General features: G+C 60.0%; 17 protein-coding genes. 14 read left to right on the forward strand and 3 right to left on the reverse strand.

The window, feature by feature from the left end; all coding sequences use genetic code 11:
* Positions 1 to 18 precede the first annotated feature (18 nt).
* The 14 genes from ACVIHF_RS04530 (at position 19) to ACVIHF_RS04595 (ending at position 13,665) form a co-directional block, all read left to right on the forward strand.
* Entirely contained in the window at positions 19 to 2,004 is a 1,986-nt protein-coding gene (locus ACVIHF_RS04530) for a conjugal transfer protein TraG (RefSeq protein WP_310881373.1), read from the forward strand.
* Between the two features lie 6 nt (positions 2,005 to 2,010).
* On the forward strand, positions 2,011 to 2,436 hold the full coding sequence (locus ACVIHF_RS04535; protein ID WP_310881374.1) for a ribbon-helix-helix domain-containing protein: 426 nt from the start codon (positions 2,011 to 2,013) through the stop codon (positions 2,434 to 2,436).
* 132 nt (positions 2,437 to 2,568) lie between these two features.
* Positions 2,569 to 3,897 (forward strand): MFS transporter, encoded by a 1,329-nt coding sequence (locus ACVIHF_RS04540; protein WP_456791776.1) that lies wholly within the window; start codon positions 2,569 to 2,571, stop codon positions 3,895 to 3,897.
* 222 nt (positions 3,898 to 4,119) lie between these two features.
* Positions 4,120 to 5,034 carry a P-type conjugative transfer ATPase TrbB gene (gene trbB / locus ACVIHF_RS04545; protein WP_456794071.1) on the forward strand — a complete coding sequence of 305 codons (915 nt, stop codon included), beginning with the start codon at positions 4,120 to 4,122 and terminating at the stop codon, positions 5,032 to 5,034.
* Between the two features lies 1 nt (position 5,035).
* Positions 5,036 to 5,359, forward strand: coding sequence for a TrbC/VirB2 family protein (locus ACVIHF_RS04550; RefSeq protein WP_310881377.1), 324 nt, complete (start codon positions 5,036 to 5,038; stop codon positions 5,357 to 5,359).
* Positions 5,359 to 5,622 carry a VirB3 family type IV secretion system protein gene (locus ACVIHF_RS04555; RefSeq protein WP_253624253.1) on the forward strand — a complete coding sequence of 88 codons (264 nt, stop codon included), beginning with the start codon at positions 5,359 to 5,361 and terminating at the stop codon, positions 5,620 to 5,622. The genes ACVIHF_RS04550 and ACVIHF_RS04555 overlap by 1 nt, the downstream gene beginning before the upstream one ends.
* A 10-nt stretch (positions 5,623 to 5,632) precedes the next feature.
* On the forward strand, positions 5,633 to 8,074 hold the full coding sequence (gene trbE / locus ACVIHF_RS04560) for a conjugal transfer protein TrbE (protein ID WP_456791777.1): 2,442 nt from the start codon (positions 5,633 to 5,635) through the stop codon (positions 8,072 to 8,074).
* Complete coding sequence (gene trbJ / locus ACVIHF_RS04565) at positions 8,071 to 8,799, forward strand: P-type conjugative transfer protein TrbJ (RefSeq protein WP_310885044.1); 729 nt, start codon at positions 8,071 to 8,073, stop codon at positions 8,797 to 8,799. Before trbE ends, trbJ begins: the two co-directional genes overlap by 4 nt.
* The gene (gene trbK-alt / locus ACVIHF_RS04570) at positions 8,799 to 9,167 is read left to right on the forward strand and encodes a putative entry exclusion protein TrbK-alt (protein WP_310885043.1); all 369 of its coding nucleotides are present in this window, start codon (positions 8,799 to 8,801) and stop codon (positions 9,165 to 9,167) included. Before trbJ ends, trbK-alt begins: the two co-directional genes overlap by 1 nt.
* Positions 9,164 to 10,393 carry a P-type conjugative transfer protein TrbL gene (trbL, locus tag ACVIHF_RS04575; RefSeq protein WP_456791778.1) on the forward strand — a complete coding sequence of 410 codons (1,230 nt, stop codon included), beginning with the start codon at positions 9,164 to 9,166 and terminating at the stop codon, positions 10,391 to 10,393. The genes trbK-alt and trbL overlap by 4 nt, the downstream gene beginning before the upstream one ends.
* Positions 10,394 to 10,495: 102 nt before the next feature.
* Complete coding sequence (gene trbF, locus ACVIHF_RS04580; RefSeq protein ID WP_076829101.1) at positions 10,496 to 11,179, forward strand: conjugal transfer protein TrbF; 684 nt, start codon at positions 10,496 to 10,498, stop codon at positions 11,177 to 11,179.
* Positions 11,176 to 12,210, forward strand: coding sequence for a P-type conjugative transfer protein TrbG (gene trbG, locus ACVIHF_RS04585; RefSeq protein WP_456791779.1), 1,035 nt, complete (start codon positions 11,176 to 11,178; stop codon positions 12,208 to 12,210). The genes trbF and trbG overlap by 4 nt, the downstream gene beginning before the upstream one ends.
* Entirely contained in the window at positions 12,207 to 13,418 is a 1,212-nt protein-coding gene (locus tag ACVIHF_RS04590) for a TrbI/VirB10 family protein (protein WP_456791780.1), read from the forward strand. Before trbG ends, ACVIHF_RS04590 begins: the two co-directional genes overlap by 4 nt.
* A gap of 4 nt (positions 13,419 to 13,422) precedes the next feature.
* On the forward strand, positions 13,423 to 13,665 hold the full coding sequence (locus ACVIHF_RS04595) for a DUF2274 domain-containing protein (protein WP_076829174.1): 243 nt from the start codon (positions 13,423 to 13,425) through the stop codon (positions 13,663 to 13,665).
* Positions 13,666 to 13,850: 185 nt separating this feature from the next.
* Here ACVIHF_RS04595 and ACVIHF_RS04600 read toward each other — a convergent pair whose 3' ends face one another.
* From ACVIHF_RS04600 to ACVIHF_RS04610, 3 genes are all read right to left on the reverse strand, one after another.
* On the reverse strand, positions 13,851 to 14,735 hold the full coding sequence (locus tag ACVIHF_RS04600) for a TauD/TfdA dioxygenase family protein (RefSeq protein ID WP_310881385.1): 885 nt from the start codon (positions 14,733 to 14,735) through the stop codon (positions 13,851 to 13,853).
* A gap of 281 nt (positions 14,736 to 15,016) precedes the next feature.
* Positions 15,017 to 15,697: an HAD family hydrolase gene (locus ACVIHF_RS04605; protein ID WP_456791781.1), complete on the reverse strand. Its 681-nt coding sequence runs from the start codon at positions 15,695 to 15,697 to the stop codon at positions 15,017 to 15,019.
* A 652-nt stretch (positions 15,698 to 16,349) separates the two neighbouring features.
* On the reverse strand, positions 16,350 to 16,979 hold the full coding sequence (locus ACVIHF_RS04610; protein ID WP_076829171.1) for an FMN-binding negative transcriptional regulator: 630 nt from the start codon (positions 16,977 to 16,979) through the stop codon (positions 16,350 to 16,352).
* Positions 16,980 to 17,459: the final 480 nt, after the last annotated feature.

A 17,459-nucleotide genomic window follows, 5' to 3' on the forward strand; every position in this document is an offset into this window, starting at 1 on the left:
TACGGAAGGGCGTTCGCGATGTCCGGAACCAAGATTCTCTGGGGCCAAGTGATCGTTGTCGGCCTGATCGTCTTGCTGGCCATTTGGGGAGCAACCGAGTGGACGGCCTGGCGGCTCGCCTGGCAACCGGAGCTTGGGCGACCCTGGTTCGAACTGTTGGGCTTCAAGATCTATTACCCGCCGATCTTCTTCTGGTGGTGGTTCGTCTACGACGCCTATGCGCCTCAAATCTTTGTCGAGGGGGCCTTCATCGCGGCGTCAGGGACCTTCGTTTCGATTGCGGTGGCGATCGGCATGTCGGTGTGGCGGGCGCGCGAAGCCAAGAACGTCGAGACCTACGGTTCGGCGCGCTGGGCCGGTTTGGAGGAGGTGAGGGTGGCAGGCCTACTCGGTCCGGACGGTGTGGTACTCGGCAAGCTCGACCGCGACTACCTCCGCCACGATGGACCGGAGCACGTTTTGTGTTTTGCACCAACCCGATCCGGCAAGGGCGTCGGCCTTGTCGTCCCCTCGCTTCTGGCTTGGCCCGGTTCGGCGATCGTTCACGACATCAAGGGTGAGAACTGGCAACTGACCGCCGGCTTTCGCTCGCAGCATGGCCGCGTCCTGTTGTTCGACCCGACCAACCCAAAGTCCTCAGCCTACAATCCGCTGCTCGAGGTCCGGCGCGGGGAATGGGAGGTTCGCGACGTCCAGAATGTCGCCGACGTCCTGGTCGACCCGGAAGGCTCGCTCGACAAGCGGAACCATTGGGAGAAGACCAGTCATTCGCTCCTGGTCGGCGCCATCCTCCATGTCCTCTATGCCGAGTCGGACAAGACCTTGGCTGGCGTTGCCGCCTTCCTGTCCGACCCGAAGCGGCCAATCGAGGCGACTCTGAGGGCGATGATGACCACGCCGCACCTCGGCGAGCAAGGTGCTCATCCGGTCGTCGCCTCGACCGCGCGCGAACTCCTCAACAAATCCGAGAACGAACGTTCCGGCGTTCTGTCCACCGCAATGTCGTTTCTCGGGCTCTACCGCGACCCCGTGGTGGCTCACGTGACCTGCCGGTGCGACTGGCGGATCGCCGATCTGATCTCAGATTGCGGCCCAACGACGCTCTACCTCGTGGTGCCGCCCTCCGATATCTCGCGGACCAAGCCACTGATCCGCCTGGTGCTGAACCAGATCGGTCGGCGCCTGACCGAGGATTTGCACGCCCGTGACCGGCGGCATCGAGTTCTGATGATGCTCGACGAGTTCCCGGCGCTGGGTCGGCTTGATTTCTTCGAGTCCGCGCTTGCCTTCATGGCGGGGTACGGCATCAAGAGTTTCTTGATCGCGCAGTCGCTCAATCAGATCGAGAAGGCCTATGGGCCGAACAACGCGATTCTCGACAATTGCCACGTCCGCGTCAGCTTCGCGACCAACGACGAGCGGACCGCCAAGCGTGTGTCCGACGCGCTCGGTACCGCGACCGAGATGAGGGCCATGAAAAACTATGCCGGTCATAGGTTGAACCCCTGGCTGGGGCACCTGATGGTCTCGCGCCAGGAGACGGCAAGGCCGCTTTTGACCCCGGGCGAAGTCATGCAGCTTCCGCCGATGGACGAGATCGTCATGGTAGCGGGCACGCCGCCGATCCGGGCGAAGAAGGTCCGCTATTATGAGGATGCGCGGTTTACTGAGCGGGTCTTGCCGCCGCCCGATCCGGCGTCATCCGGTCGATCTTCGCGAACGGACGGATGGTCGACGCTTGGAACGCTGAAGCCGGCACCGCCTCCAATCGACAGGGGGCAAGGAAAGGAAGACACGGAGAACAGCGGTCTCCGTCGTGAGCCCGAACTCCCCGATCACGTTGCGATCGCCAAGGAGACGAGCGAGCCGACCCCGGCGGAGGAATTTGCCGCGGTTCTTGACGATGATGAGGATGCGGCCCGCCAGTCCCGGCTCATGCGCCAACAGATGCGCGGCGTCGCCCGTCAGGTCGCCATGGACCCGAATGACGGTATGGAGCTCTGAGGCGATATGCGCGACCGGATGAATGTCTATTTCCCGCCAGAGCTTCTGAAACAGATCTCGGAGCTCGCCGATCGCAAGAAGCTTTCGCGGTCGGCTATCGTGGAGGCGGCGGTTGCTTCATTTCTGTCACCGGACGGCGCGGACAGGCGGGAGGCGGCGTTTACTCGCCGCCTCGATCGGCTATCGCGTCAGATGCAGCGATTGGAGCGTGACGTCGGTTTGACGGCCGAGACCCTGGCTCTCTTCATCCGTTTCTGGCTGACCATCACGCCGCCGCTACCCAACGATGCGCAGGCGGCCGCGCAGGCAAAGGGTAGGGAACGCTTTGAAGGATTCGTCGAGGCGCTCGGGCGTCGCTTGCAAAAGGGGCAAAGCTTTCTACGCGAGATTCCAGAAGATATCCGCCGTCAGAACCCGGCCGAGGAAACCTGATTGAACCGTGTACATAGACCATTTCGGCGGTCCTTCTTTTTCTGCGCCAGTCTACGACCGCAGCGATTTTGCCGAACTGACAAAAGCTGGACGCGCTATCGGCTCGAGCGAGCTGAGAGCAAAGGGGCCAGCATGCAAACCTCAACAGCATGGCGTCGAATCGCGCGCGTTTTTCTCCCTTTTGCAGCTGGGTACTATCTCTCTTATCTGTTTCGAACGATCAATGCTCTAATCGCCAACCATCTCAGCTCGGATACCGGGGTTGGGACTGCCGACCTCGGGTTGCTTACGTCGGTCTATTTTCTTGTTTTCGCGGCCGCTCAGATCCCCATCGGTATATTGTTGGATCGCTTTGGTCCGCGTCGCGTCCAGAGTGTTCTGTTCTTGCTTGCCGCAGCAGGCGCCGGCCTCTTCGCGATATCGACTGACTTCCTGTCGCTTTTGATCGCGCGTGCAATGATCGGGCTTGGCGTGGCGGCGGCGTTGACCGCAGGACTGAAGTCGATCGTCATCTGGTTCCCCAGGGAGCGTGTCGCCTTGCTTAACGGCTACATGGTCATGCTGGGATCGCTAGGAGCGGTGACTGCTACGGTCCCCGTCGAACACCTGCTCGCCTGGATGGGCTGGCGGCAACTTTTTGAGGTCCTGGCGGTCGCTACCGGTGCGACGGCCATTCTCATCTATGCTGTCGTGCCTGAGCGAGGCCTTGTCCCATCAGCAGCGCGCGCCACTCTTGGCTCCGTTCTCGGCGATCGGCGCTTCTGGCGAATGGCCCCGTTGTCGGCGACGTGCGTCGGATCAGCCTGGTCTCTGCAGGGATTGTGGGCATCACCGTGGTTGACCGACGTGGAGGGACTTGATCGCGCAAGTCTCGTCAGACAACTTTTTATTATGTCGATCGTATTGAGCGCTGGCGCCTGGTTATTCGGTACGACCGTCCATTCCATCAAGCGGAGAGGAATCGGGGCGGAGGCGGTGTTAGCGATGGTTGCGGTGCTGTTCATCGCGGCTGAGTTATCCCTGATCCTGCGAGCGTCTTTGCCGTCCATCCTGCCTTGGTCTATTGTCGCAATTGTCGGAACGGCGACAGTGGTCAGCTTCGCGGTGATAGCGGATTACTTCCCGCCGGAGCTTGCCGGCCGTGCCAATGGTGCCTTGAACGTGTTGCACTTCGGTTGGGCATTTCTGGCGCAATACTCGACAGGTCTCATCCTGGAGCAATGGTCCGCAAATGATGGGCATAGGCCAGTCCAAGCCTATCAAGTCGCGTTTGGTCTCAGCATGGTACTGCAAATCGCGGCGTTGGTCTGGTTCGCGCTGCCCTGGTGCCGATCCATGGCTTCGTGGATGAGTTCAATCCTCGTTTTGAAGCCGGCAAGTGATTCCGACGCCCTCGAACCCGTCGACGTGTACGAGAACTCGGTCATACTGGTACCCGCGGATGACAATACGGAGTGGTGAGCGGTAGCTCACGATACGATTGAGCAAGCGTCAAGCATCAGTTCTCGGTCTTTCTTTTTCTACGCCAGTCTACGATCACTGAAGCCGCTTGTTGCGCCAGGTCCGTCGGTGCCTTTTCTAATCATCCCCATATGAGGACGCTCGTTGGACGTCCTCAATCGGTGGGGACGAACGGTGACAATCCATTCCATTCAATCGGAAGCGAGTTCGCGCGGCGCGCGAATGCTGCGCAGCGCGCTTGGCTCCGCGATTGCGGGCTACCTCGAAGACGATGCGATCATCGAGGTGATGCTCAATCCAGATGGGCGGTTGTGGATCGACCGGTTGTCGAATGGCCTGATCGACACAGGCGAAACACTGTCGGCGGCGGACGGCGAGCGCATCGTTCGTCTGGTAGCGCACCACGTAGGTGCGGAGGTGCATGCCGGCTCGCCGCGGGTCTCGGCCGAATTGCCTGGAACCGGCGAGCGCTTCGAAGGTCTGTTGCCTCCGGTCGTCGCGGCACCGGCCTTTGCTATCCGCAAACCTGCCGTGGCCGTGTTTACGCTCGACGACTACGTCCGCAGGGGGATCATGACCTCGGAGCAGGCCAAGATCCTGCAGAACGCGGTCGCCGCACGGAAGAACATTCTGGTCGCCGGCGGGACATCGACCGGCAAGACTACATTGACGAATGCGCTCCTGGCCGAAGTGGCAAAGAGTTCCGATCGGGTCGTGCTGATTGAAGATACGCGCGAACTTCAGTGCAAGGCGCCCAATCTTGTAGCTCTGCGGACCAAAGATGGCGTGGCCACGCTTTCCGACCTGGTTCGCTCATCGCTGCGATTACGTCCGGATCGCATTCCGGTTGGCGAGGTTCGCGGTGCCGAAGCGCTCGACCTGCTCAAGGCCTGGGGCACCGGTCACCCCGGTGGCATCGGGACTATCCATGCGGGCAGCGCGGTCGGCGCGCTGCGGCGGCTCGAGCAACTCATCCAGGAAGCGGTCATCACGGTTCCGCGCGCCCTGATCGCGGAGACCATCAATCTCGTTGCTGTGCTTGCGGGTCGCGGCGGTGACCGTCGCCTCGCTGAACTCGCCATAGTCACGGGCCTTGGGGCCGCCGGTGACTACAACCTTTCATCAGCAGGAGACTGACATGCGTCAGCAATTTCGCTTTCTTCGAGGTGCATCGCTGGTCGCCTTCGGCGCGGTGCTTTTGACGGCAGCACCAGTGTGGGCGGCTGGCTCGAACATGCCGTGGGAGCAGCCACTCAATCAGATCTTGCAGTCGGTTGAAGGTCCGGTCGCCAAGATCATCGCCGTCATCATCATCGTCGTGACCGGGCTCACACTCGCGTTCGGGGATTCGTCAGGTGGTTTCCGCAGGCTGATCCAGATCGTGTTCGGTCTGTCGATCGCGTTTGCCGCCTCGAGCTTCTTCCTGTCGTTCTTCTCCTTCGGCGGCGGCGTGGTGATCTGATGGGTGATCAGGTTACAGGCTTTGTCGTACCCGTTCACCGTGCGCTCACCGAGCCAATCCTGATGGGCGGCGCGCCGCGGTCGGTTGCGATTGTCAACGGCACGCTTGCGGCAGCCCTTGGGCTGGGATTGCGGCTCTGGATCGCGGGTCTTGTTCTCTGGTTCATCGGCCACATGGCCGCCGTCTGGGCCGCCAAGCGCGATCCCGCCTTTGTCGATGTGGTGCGCCGACATCTGCGCATTCCCGGTCATCTCAATCTCTGAGTTCTCGGACATGATGAACCTTGCCGAATATCGCCATTCCAATACACGTCTTGCCGACTTCCTGCCTTGGGCAGCCCTTGTCGACGAGGGAATCATCCTGAACAAGGACGGCTCATTCCAGCGGACAGCAAAGTTCCGCGGACCCGACCTAGATAGTGCAGTGCCGGCCGAACTCGTCGCCGTTGCCGGCCGTCTGAACAACGCCGTGCGTCGCCTCGGATCCGGCTGGGCCGTGTTCATCGAGGCGCAGCGTCACTTTGCGGGGGCGTACCCACCTGCCTCCTTTCCGGACGTCGCTTCCGCACTAGTCGACGCGGAACGCAGGGCTCAGTTCGAGGAGGCGGGGGCGCATTACGAGTCCAGCTACTTCGTGACCCTCCTCTATCTGCCTCCCGAGGAGGGAGCGGCTAAGGCGGAGCGATTGCTCTATGAAGGTCGCGACCGCACCGTTGGAGCAGATGCCCGGGAGGTGCTGCGCGGGTTTGTCGACCAAACCAACCGCGTGCTCAGTCTCCTTGAAGGGTTCATGCCAGAATGCGCCTGGCTCGATGATCAGGATACGCTGACTTATCTGCATTCGACGATCTCGACCAAGCGTCATCGGGTTCGAGTGCCCGAGATTCCTATGTACATCGATGCGCTGTTGGCCGACCAGCCGCTGACCGGCGGGCTCGAGCCGATGCTGGGTTCGGCCAATGTGCGGGTTCTGACGATCGTGGGCTTTCCGGGCGCCACGACCCCGGGGATCCTGGACGACCTGAATCGCCTGCCATTCTCTTATCGTTGGTCGACCCGGGCGATCATGCTCGACAAGACCGACGCCACCAAGCTGCTGACCAAGATTCGCCGGCAGTGGTTTGCCAAGCGAAAGTCCATCGGCGCCATCCTCAAGGAGGTCATGACGAACGAGGCATCGACGCTGCTTGATACCGACGCCCACAACAAGGCGCTTGATGCCGACGCGGCGTTGCAGGAACTGGGGTCGGATCAGATCGGACAAGCCTTTGTTACGGCGTCCATCACTGTCTGGGACCGCGATCCCAACACTGCCGATGAAAAGCTGAGGCTGGTCGAGAAAGTCATACAGGGCCGAGATTTCACCTGCATGATCGAGACCGTGAACGCCGTCGAAGCCTGGCTCGGCAGTCTGCCCGGGCACGTCTACGCCAATGTGCGGCAGCCGCCGGTCTCGACCCTCAACCTTGCGCATATGATTCCGATGTCGGCCGTGTGGGCGGGCGAGGCGAGGGACCTCCACTTCAAAAGCCCGCCTCTGTTGTTCGGCAAGACCGAGGGATCGACGCCGTTCCGATTCTCGCTCCACGTTGGCGACGTCGGTCATACCCTTGTGGTGGGACCGACAGGTGCTGGCAAGTCGGTGCTGCTCGCGCTGATGGCGCTACAGTTCAGGCGTTATCCGAACTCGCAGATCTTCGCGTTTGACTTCGGTGGTTCGATTCGAGCGGCCGCCCTCGCCATGGGTGGCGACTGGCATGATCTCGGCGGCGCATTGTCCGACGGAGGTGAACAACCGGTCGCCCTGCAGCCGCTGGCCTGGATTGATGATCCTTCCGAGCGCGGATGGGCCACGGAATGGATCGGCGCGATCCTGGCACGGGAAAAGATCGAGATCACCCCTGAGGTCAAGGATCATCTGTGGTCGGCGCTAACATCTCTCGCTTCGGCGCCGAGGGAGGAACGCACCCTCACGGGCCTGTCAGTCCTTCTTCAATTGAACTCCCTGAAGCGCGCCCTGCAACCATACTGCCTGGGCGGACCTTCCGGGCGCTTGCTCGATGCCGAATTCGAGCGTCTTGGCGAGGCGTCGGTCCAGGCCTTTGAGACCGAAGGCTTGATCGGAACGAGTGCTGCGCCGGCTGTGCTGGCGTATCTCTTCCATCGTATTGGTGATCATCTCGATGGCCGGCCGACACTCTTGATTGTCGATGAGGGCTGGCTCGCCCTCGATGATGAAGATTTTGCGGGGCAGCTCCGGGAATGGTTGAAGACGCTTCGGAAGAAGAACGCGTCCGTCATCTTCGCCACCCAGTCGCTTTCGGACATCGATGGCTCTGCGATCGCGCCCGCGATCATCGAAAGCTGCCCAACACGCTTGTTGCTGCCGAACGAACGGGCGATCGAACCGCAGATCACTGCCATCTACCGCCGTTTCGGCCTCAATGATCGCCAGATCGAGCTTCTGAGCCGCGCGACGCCGAAGCGCGACTACTACTGCCAGTCTCGTCGCGGCAACCGTATGTTTGAGCTCGGGCTTGGCGAGGTGGCACTCGCCTTCACCGCCGCCGCTTCGAAGACTGACCAAGCGAACGTCACGCGGCTCCTGGCTGAGCATGGACCTGATGGCTTCGTGCCGGCCTGGCTTCAACACCGTGGCGTCGCATGGGCGACGGATCTGATCCCCAATCTCGTCAATCTGGAGAAATCGCTATGAGGCGACTTGGCTCATTGCTGGCCGCTGGCACCATCGCTCTATCGCTTGGCGTTACGATGCCTGCACGGGCATTGATCGTCTTTGATCCCAACAACTACGTCCAGAATGTCCTGACGGCCGCGCGGGAGCTCCAGCAGATCAACAATCAGATCACCTCGTTGCAGAACGAGGCACAGATGCTGATCAATCAGGCGAAAAATCTGGCCAACCTGCCGTATTCGTCGCTGCAGCAACTGCAATCTTCGATCCAGCGGACCCAGCAATTGCTGGCCCAGGCCCAGCGCATCGCCTACGACGTGCAGCAGATCGACCGCGCCTTCTCGACCAGCTACGCGCCGGCCACCAGCAGCCAGTCGAACCAAATGCTGATCTCGAACGCTCAATCGCGGTGGCAGAATTCGTATGCCGCAACGCAAGATGCGCTTCGCGTTCAGGCCGGCATCGTTGGCAATCTCGACACCAATCGCATCCAGACGTCTGCCCTCGTAACGTCGAGCCAGAGTGCCAGCGGCACCCTGCAGGCAACTCAGGCCGGCAACCAGATCCTCGCACTTCAAGCGCAACAACTTGCCGATCTCACGGCGGCCGCCGCGGCGCAGGGCAGGGCGCAGAGCCTTGAGGCCGCTCGGCGCGCCTCGGCTCAAGATCAAGGACGAGAGCAGCTTCGGCGGTTCGTGACACCGGGGCAGGGCTATCAATCCTCCAACGTGCAGATGTTTCACTGATGCTCGACGTAAAGGCATTCAAGGCCCTGTCGCTACTTACAACAATCGGCCTGGTGGTCGTCGCTGCCTGCACCATTCGACTGCGTGGCGGAGACGATTCTCCGCCGGCACCGAGGGCGGCCCAGGCGACCGATGCAGCCAAGTTCGACCTCGCAGGCTGCCGCAGCGTTACTCCTGAGGAAGCAGCGGATTATCGGCATTGTAAGCGCGTTTGGGACGAAAACCGGCGTCGCTTCTTTGGCAAGAAGGACAGCGCCATAGCTTCCGGCCACGATGATTCGTCCAGCTCGATACCCATCCCAAAGGATCAAAGCCGAATTCCGCAGGGATATCCGAACCTGGCGACACCTGAGGCGAGCAGGCCATGACCGGTACCGGGATCATCGACCAGTTCCTGGAAACGTTCACGCGTTATATCGACAACGGTTTTGGGCTGCTCGGCAGCGATGTCGGATATCTCGCAACGACCCTTGCTGCGATCGACATCACGCTTGCCGCGTTGTTCTGGAGTTGGGGAACTGACGAGGACATCATCGCGCGCCTCGTCAAGAAGACGCTCTTCGTGGGGGTCTTCGCCTATCTCATCGGCAATTGGAACAGCCTGGCGCGCATCGTCTTCGAGAGCCTCGCCGGTCTTGGACTGAAAGCATCGGGCGCAAGCCTGTCCGCATCCGATTTTCTGAGACCTGGAAAGATCGCTCAAGTCGGGCTCGACGCCGGCCGACCGTTGCTCGACTCGATCTCTAACCTGATGGGTTACATCAGCTTCTTCGAGAATTTCGTCCAGATCGTCGTTCTCCTGTTCGCCTGGGTCGTGGTATTGCTCGCCTTCTTCATTCTCGCGATCCAGCTCTTTGTCACCTTGATCGAGTTCAAGCTCACAACGCTGGCTGGCTTCGTGCTCATCCCATTTGGTCTGTTTGGCAAGACCGCCTTTGCGGCGGAGCGGGTCTTGGGCAACGTCATCTCCTCAGGGATCAAGGTCCTCGTCTTGGCCGTCATCGTCGGCATTGGATCGACCCTGTTCTCGCAGTTCACCGCTGGCTTTGGTGGCAATCAGCCGACCATCGAAGACGCTATGACACTGGTGCTTGCGGCGCTCTCCTTGCTGGGCTTGGGCATCTTCGGTCCAGGAATCGCCAACGGCCTGGTGTCCGGCGGACCGCAACTCGGCGCCGGTGCGGCGATTGGAACGGGCCTTGCCGCCGGCGGTATTGTTGCCGCCGGCGCAGGCCTCGCCGCCGGCGGTGCTGGTCTCGCTGGCGGCGCGATCGCGGGCGCCGCGCGTAGTGGCGGCGCTGCCATGAGCGGAGCATCAGCGGCCTATCGGAGCGGCGGCCTTGCCGGTGTCGCGGAGGCCGGCGCTACCGCTGTGATGAGCCCGTTGCGTCGTTCAGCGGCTGCGCTCGGCGGAGGTGGGGAAGCCGGCGCGCAGGGCGCGAACGCTTCGGCCGAAGGGCAGCCCGATTGGGCGCGGCGCATGAAGCGTGCCGAGACTGTTCGGCACGGTGCGTCGGCAGTCAGCCACACGGTCCGCTCAGGTGATCACGGTGGCGGCGGCTCTTCCGTCGATTTGTCTGAAGGAGAGCGCTGACACTTAGCCACTGCGCCTTCGCCAGCCGCCGCTGCGCGACCGACTGAAACGCGGACACCGAAAAACTCGAAAACGATTACTTGATCTCAAGGGCAACTATCGATGTTCAAACGACCTTCCGTGCACTACGGGCGCATGCCCGAGCCGATCACGCCTTACCAAAAGGCAGCGCAGGTTTGGGACGAACGCATTGGATCTGCCCGCGTGCAGGCCAGGAACTGGCGCTTGATGGCGTTCGGCTGCTTGATGTTATCAGCCGGTCTCGCGGGTAGCCTCGTTTGGCAATCGAGCCAAGGCTCGATCACGCCGTGGGTGGTCGAAGTGGACCATCTCGGCCAGGCCCAAAGGGTGGCGCCGGCCAACATCGATTATCAACCTACTGATGCGCAGATCGCCTACCATCTGGCGCGCTTTATAGAGGATGTCAGAGGCCTACCGGCCGACGGCATCGTTCTGCGCCAAAATTGGCTCCGGGCCTATGATTTTACGACCGATCGTGGTGCTGCTGCGCTCAACGACTATGCGCGCAACAATGACCCCTTTGCCAAGCTGGGCAAGGCCCAAATTTCCGTGGACGTCTCGAGCGTCATTCGCGCGTCGTTGGAAAGCTTTCGGGTCGCTTGGACCCAGCGCGTCTACGACAACGGCTCGTTGAGCTCGACCGAGCGCTGGACTGCAATTCTCTCGATCGTGATCGAGACACCCCGCGATGCCGAACGCCTGCGCAAGAATCCCCTTGGCGTCTACGTCCGCGCCATCAACTGGTCAAAGGAGTTGAGTCAGTGACCAAGACGCCGTCTGACGTTCATTCGAAACGTTCTCTCCAGCAAAGGAAGCTCAATTCGGCTTGGCCCGAGTTGGTGACCGCGAAGAGAGCATTTCTACCCGCTCTTCTGCTTTGTTCGTCAGCGCTCGGTGGGTGCGCGACCTACATACCGCCACAGATCAGCTATGATGCGGAAGTTCCTTCGATGCCAGTGTCGCCAGCGCCTCTGGACGACAAGTCGCAACCGCTACACGTTCCGCCCCTCTGGAAGCCGGCTCTCGGCGGCAAGGCGGCCGGGAAGGAAGCGCCTGAACCCATGAGCCGGATTGAGACGGCAAACAGCGCAGCCCGGGTCGAACCGCGCAAGCGGGGGTATTTCAACGCTGCGCAAATCTACGCCTACAGTCCCGGGGCGCTTTATCAGATCTACGCCGCACCGGGGCAGATTACGGATATCGCGCTTGAGGAGGGAGAGCAGTTGACGGGATCTGGACCGATCGCCGCCGGAGATACCGTGCGCTGGGTCGTGGGCGATACCGAGAGTGGAAGCGGCGATACGCGAAGGGTCCATGTCCTGGTCAAGCCGACCCGCGCATCGATCGAGACCAATCTGGTGGTCAATACTGACCGGCGCACCTACCTGATCGAGCTCCGCTCACGCGAGCGGCCATACATGCCATCGGTTGCCTGGTACTATCCGGAAGCAGTGCGCGAACGATCGCGTGCAGTCGCTCTGAGACCCTTGCTTCCGGAGCCGGCGCAACGCATCTCCCGCTACGCAATTGAAGGCGACAGCCCGCCCTGGCGGCCGCTGGCTGTCTATGACGACGGCCGTAAGGTCTATGTCGAATTCCCCCAAGGCATCGTGCAAGGCGAGATGCCACCACTCTTTATCATCGGTCCGGACGGCAAGACCGAACTCGCCAATTACCGTGCCTACGGAAACGTCCTGATCGTCGATCGGCTGTTTGCGGCTGCCGAATTGCGGCTCGGCGGTGAGCACCAGCAGAAAGTCAGGATTGTCAGGAAAGATGGGAGGCCGTCGTCATGAATACCGAGGTCGGAAACGATCGCGATCAGGCGGCTCCGCAGCAGCCACGAGACGGGCAATCCGGAAGTTTCCGCTTGAGAGCGGAGCATCCGCGCGTGACACGGTTGTCACGGAAGGTCCTGGCCGGAGGGAGCGCGGTTGTCATGCTCGTCATTGGCGGAACTGTGTTGTGGTCGCTGCAGAGTAACCGCCCCCTAAACCAGGCGGCCGAGGAGCTTTACAGCACAGACCATCATAATGTGGCCGACGGGATCACGGCATTGCCGAAGGACTACTCTGACACTCCACGCCAAGCGGTTCCGCAGCTCGGTCCGCCGCTCCCAGGAGACCTGGGGCGGCCGATCCTTGCTGCTCAGGGGCAGTCGCCAACCATCGGCTCTGATCCCGAACAGCAGCGCCGAGACCAAGAGACCGAAGCAGCCCGCATCAGTCGCGTGTTCGCTGCGAACAATGGCGGCGAAATGCGCGCGCCCGCCACTGTGGCCGCTGGAACCGACCGCATCGCGTCTCCGAGCGCGACGAGCTCTGGCGATGACGGATTGGCGCAGAACGGTCAGGACCGGAAGCTTGCCTTCGCGAACGCGTCTGTGGACCGTCGCACGGTCAGCCCGGACCGCATCAGCCGCCCGGCTTCACCATACATCGTGCAGGCTGGGACGGTCATTCCGGGAGCCCTAATCACCGGGATTCGATCAGACCTTCCAGGCCAGGTCACAGCGCAGGTAACCGAGAATATCTTTGACACGCCGACAGGCCGCTTTTTGCTTGTGCCCCAGGGAGCGCGTCTCATCGGTATGTACGATAATCAGGTCTCATTCGGCCAGTCGCGCGTCCTGCTGGTCTGGACGCGGCTGATCATGCCGAATGGGCGTTCTATCGTTCTTGAGCGGCAGCCTGGCGCTGATAAGGCTGGCTATGCGGGTCTGGAAGACCAAGTCGACAATCACTGGGCAGAACTATTCAAGGCTGCGGCACTATCGACGCTTCTAGCTGTTGCGACGGAAGTAGGCGCGGGATCCGACACAAACAGCAACGACAGCGCGATTATCCAAGCGTTGCGTCACGGCGCCTCCGACTCACTGAATCAAACCGGACAGCAGGTCGTTCGCCGCAGTCTCGGCATCCAGCCTACCCTGACCGTGCGACCTGGCTTTCCGGTTCGTGTTCTGGTCAATCGTGACCTCATACTTGCGCCGTATGGAAGGTGAGAACATGCCAAAGCTCAAGATAGGAGAGCTTCCAGACGACAAGCCGGTCAAAGTGAGTACGGAGCTGCCGGCGGCCGTGCATCGTGATCTCATTGCATATGCAGAAGCCCTTACGCGTGAAGGTGGTCAAGTGGTTGAACCGACTAAGCTCATCGCCCCCATGTTGGCGCGCTTTATGGCCACGGATCGAGGGTTTTCTAAACTGAAACGTGAGGGGCACGTACCGGCCGCCGGCGAAGGGAAGTGATGGTCAATGCTTATCGAAGCTTTCGCGGGACGCTAAATAATTGCGATGTCAACTTAGGCTGCTGAGTTTGTCCTGACAGTTGAGATATCGTTTAGCGTTCCCACGTCCGCCCTAAACAACTCCGGTAGCCAGGCTTTGTCCATTTTCGGATGCGAGAGCGCTGGTCGTGGCGGACACCTATTCGGTCACTTCAGGCGCGTCACACTTCTCCTGCCATCCACGCTGACGGGCACGTCACCATCGATCGTGGCCCGACGTACCACGCGATGCTGGTCCCCGTAATCGTTGACGGCGTAATGCTGTGTTGCGCGATTATCCCATATCGCGATATCGCCCTCTAACCAGTTCCACCGCACAGTGTTTTCGGGCGCGGTAATATGAGACTGGAACAGCTCGAACAGCTTTTGTCCGTCATATTTGGGCACCCCAACAAAGTGCTTCACCAAGGCGCCGAGCACTAGCGTCCGCTCGTCCGTCTCGGGGTGGACGCGCACCACGGGATGCTCAGTCTCAAAAATCCTACTGGTGAACACATCGTCAAAGTGTTTCTTGTCGATGTCACGGACACGCGCGATCCCAGCGTAATCGAAAACGTTGCTGTGAACGGCCCATAGCTCCTCGGCAAGGCGTTGTAGCGGCGGCGGCAGATCAAGATAAGCGGCTGCTGTGTTCGACCAAACAGTATCGCCTCCGAACGTTGGCATTACAACGGCTCGCAAGACTAAAACCTTGGGATAGGCTTCGGCGAAGGTTCCATCCGCATGCCAAACATCGGCGCGACCGCCGCCGCGAGTGGAGTCCAGTTCGAGGAGCGACGTCGTCCCCTTGGTAGCACCGAGCATCGGATGCGGCACTAGCTTTCCGAGACGAGCGGCAAAACGCTCCTGCTCGGCGTCGTTGAGATGTCCTTGATTGCGAAAGAAGATCACCTTGTGCTCGAGCAGCAAGCTGTTTATCGCAGCGATCGTGTGGTCCGGTAGATCGCCCGATAGCTTGATATTGTTGACTTCGGCACCGATGCGCGCCGCACGTTTCACAACATCGGTGCCCGGAATGACGTCATCGATCAAAGCCGTTGTGCTCCTGTTGATTTTCCAAGGCCTTGCAGTTCTTCCTCGCCTCTCGGTTCGCGAATGATCTGCAGCAAGCATCATGCCAGGCGAAAGACCGAACGTGTAGCCAGATCGCACTAAGCGGATCGCGATATTTGACGCGACTTATCGGACTGAGCCGTCGGTTCGACCGAGTGAAAGAACCCGATCTCCGACCTCGAATATCACCGGATCGCGAAGACGAAGCGGATAGCAGCAGCGGGCCAGCCGCGGATCTTCAGTTATGTTCTTGTGGTCACTTAACTGCTCTGAACAATGCAATGCTTCCGCAAAACCGGTAATAGTTCATGATGGTCGTGAATCATGTAGTCAGGCCCCGCGGCGCACAGGCGCGCTTCGGAAACAAATCCCCCCGTGATTGACACGTTGATTAGACCGAGATTGCGGGCGATCTCCGTCTCAACTGGCATGTCGCCCACGATGACGGTTTTTTCTGGGGATAGATCGTTGGCCTGCATATACAAACGCAGCCGTTCTTGCTTGCTCATGCTCCTAAACTGGGTTGCGCGGCTCTCAAATGCCAAAATATCCGTGATGTGAGTCTTGATTCCGAGTCTTCGCACTTGTGTGCGAATCGGTTCAATAATGTGATTGCTGACAATGACGGTTTGAACGGATCTCTGATCAAGGGCGAGCAAGACGTTTCGTGCCCCCTTACGTAAGGCAGCGTTGCGCGCCAAGAATTCGTAGGCGTCGTGAAAAATGGCGCTGTCGTTACTATGCACGACTTCGATTTCATCTTCCGACATGTCTAGGTTGCGGAAAAGAACCGAAAGAGGGAGTTCGAACTCCTCTCGAAGTCTGTGCATATCGACGGCTGATCGACCGAAGCGGCTCAAAATAGCATTAATGGTTTGCAGCACGGCATTGGCATCATCGAGCAGCGTGCCATTCCAGTCGAATACAACGGCGGATTTCATGCGTGAACCTAGACAAGTAATCGTGCGATATTAACGTGTTCGAGACTGGCTGTTTGCTGGTCTACGTGTTCGGTGCGATCCTGGTGGGTATGGTCGGACAGAGTGGTCAGCGGAACAACGCGCGCTAGTGAGCTGAGCGGGCGGACCGTTATTCTGAGGCGAGATGGGGGCGCAGAGCATGAGCATTGCTGCTTTTGTGGCCCTATTTCTGGATCGATTTACTTGAAGCAATGGTCATGCCAGCCGACGATCAAGGCCGAACGGGCTTTGGAAGGTCTGAACGCGTGCTATGCGCGCTGTACTGGACCTGACATGAGATTGTGCCTCTGTCAGAATGCGGACAAGAGTCTACCAGGTGCGATAAGTCCGAGCCGACTGACTCATTCGTGAGTATCGGTCGCAATTCTGGTGAGGCGAATGGGCTTCTCGATACCCTGAGTTGCTAGTCGAAGCTCGGGAGCGTTGAACAGCTTCCCATTGAGAAGACTGCAGCCAATGCTCAACATTCACTCTTCCAATCTGGCGCGAGCAACCATTGATGCCACAAGGCAAAAATACCTTGAGCGGCGTAGCGGCTAAACTATTGCTGCTGGATCCCGTGAGAGCTGCGTGTCGACCGCCGGTCTTGACAACGGTCAAGCATATGATCGTCTCAGTCCTGAACTAGGATAAGAGGTGCAACTTCTTGGTCTCGTGCCAGCTTGCTCGCGGCTAGGCCGGTGGCGACACCAATGCGGTCAGGCATGGGGCGATTTTGGCTCATCTTGCGCTTGCTTTCGACCCTGGTGATCGGGATGCGCACGCCGACGATTTCACGCAACTGGGCGGCAATGAAATCCACGGGAGCATCGCTGACGGCCCAAGGCGTCGCACGTGACGTTTCATGGATATTCGTCAGGCGCGTCACGATCTCAAGCAGGCGATCGGGATCGTCGAAGAACTCAATCGGCCCATGGGCATGGACCGCGATGTAATTCCATGTCGGCACCACATGCTCAGCTTGTCGTTTACTGGGATACCAGGATGGCGTCACGTAAGCTTCCGGGCCAGTAAAGATCGCCATCGCATCTCCGATCGTGGCGATGCGCCATTGCGGATTGCGCTTCGCAAGGTGCCCGTACAGCGTGCCGTGCTCGCCTTCGCTCTCATCGAGCAAGAGCGGAAGTGGCGTCGCAAGGGGCCCGCCCGACGTGGCCGTGATCAGGTTGGCCAATCGAGCGCAGCGGATTGTCGCTCGCATGTTCTCGAGGTCGTCATCTCGAAAGGGGGACGGTATGTACACGAAGGGCGCTCCCGGTTGGGATGTCGTCGAGATGAACTCAGACCAACATGCTAGAAAAATGCCAGTTTCAGTCACCCCTTTGGAGGTTCGCCGTTGGATCCGGCCGCCTTGCTCGTGGCTTGGCCGCCTCATGATCGCCCGCTGACGTGTTCCTGGAGCCGTGATGTAACCGAGCGAGGCAATTATGACGCGCCAGTCCAGCTCCATGGGCGTTCGTTTCATTCACTGTCTGAACGTCTGGGGCGGCTGCTTACCGATTGGTGCGTGCCACGTTCAACCTGGAACCTACCAACGGCCGGCTTACCGAGAGCAGAGCGGACAGCGGTGCTGACAACGTTCCGCTGGCTGCGCCGATAACTCCCTCAAGCCACCTCGATATCTCTCGTGGCACTTGCGGTGGGTCGAAATTTTATGAATGTCGCAGATTCCGATCTGTTTGATTTAATCGAGGTGAAGTGCGGAAGGACAACCTGTTATGGC

Source organism: Bradyrhizobium sp. USDA 4506 (genome assembly GCF_054058795.1).

Coding starts and splice junctions, on each gene's coding strand:
- ACVIHF_RS04530 (WP_310881373.1), top strand. CDS start 19: ATGTCCGGAACCAAGATTCTCTGGGGCCAAGTGATCGTTGTCGGCCTG.
- ACVIHF_RS04535 (WP_310881374.1), top strand. CDS start 2,011: ATGCGCGACCGGATGAATGTCTATTTCCCGCCAGAGCTTCTGAAACAG.
- ACVIHF_RS04540 (WP_456791776.1), top strand. CDS start 2,569: ATGCAAACCTCAACAGCATGGCGTCGAATCGCGCGCGTTTTTCTCCCT.
- trbB (WP_456794071.1), top strand. CDS start 4,120: ATGCTGCGCAGCGCGCTTGGCTCCGCGATTGCGGGCTACCTCGAAGAC.
- ACVIHF_RS04550 (WP_310881377.1), top strand. CDS start 5,036: ATGCGTCAGCAATTTCGCTTTCTTCGAGGTGCATCGCTGGTCGCCTTC.
- ACVIHF_RS04555 (WP_253624253.1), top strand. CDS start 5,359: ATGGGTGATCAGGTTACAGGCTTTGTCGTACCCGTTCACCGTGCGCTC.
- trbE (WP_456791777.1), top strand. CDS start 5,633: ATGATGAACCTTGCCGAATATCGCCATTCCAATACACGTCTTGCCGAC.
- trbJ (WP_310885044.1), top strand. CDS start 8,071: ATGAGGCGACTTGGCTCATTGCTGGCCGCTGGCACCATCGCTCTATCG.
- trbK-alt (WP_310885043.1), top strand. CDS start 8,799: ATGCTCGACGTAAAGGCATTCAAGGCCCTGTCGCTACTTACAACAATC.
- trbL (WP_456791778.1), top strand. CDS start 9,164: ATGACCGGTACCGGGATCATCGACCAGTTCCTGGAAACGTTCACGCGT.
- trbF (WP_076829101.1), top strand. CDS start 10,496: ATGTTCAAACGACCTTCCGTGCACTACGGGCGCATGCCCGAGCCGATC.
- ACVIHF_RS04590 (WP_456791780.1), top strand. CDS start 12,207: ATGAATACCGAGGTCGGAAACGATCGCGATCAGGCGGCTCCGCAGCAG.
- ACVIHF_RS04595 (WP_076829174.1), top strand. CDS start 13,423: ATGCCAAAGCTCAAGATAGGAGAGCTTCCAGACGACAAGCCGGTCAAA.
- ACVIHF_RS04605 (WP_456791781.1), bottom strand. CDS start 15,697: ATGAAATCCGCCGTTGTATTCGACTGGAATGGCACGCTGCTCGATGAT.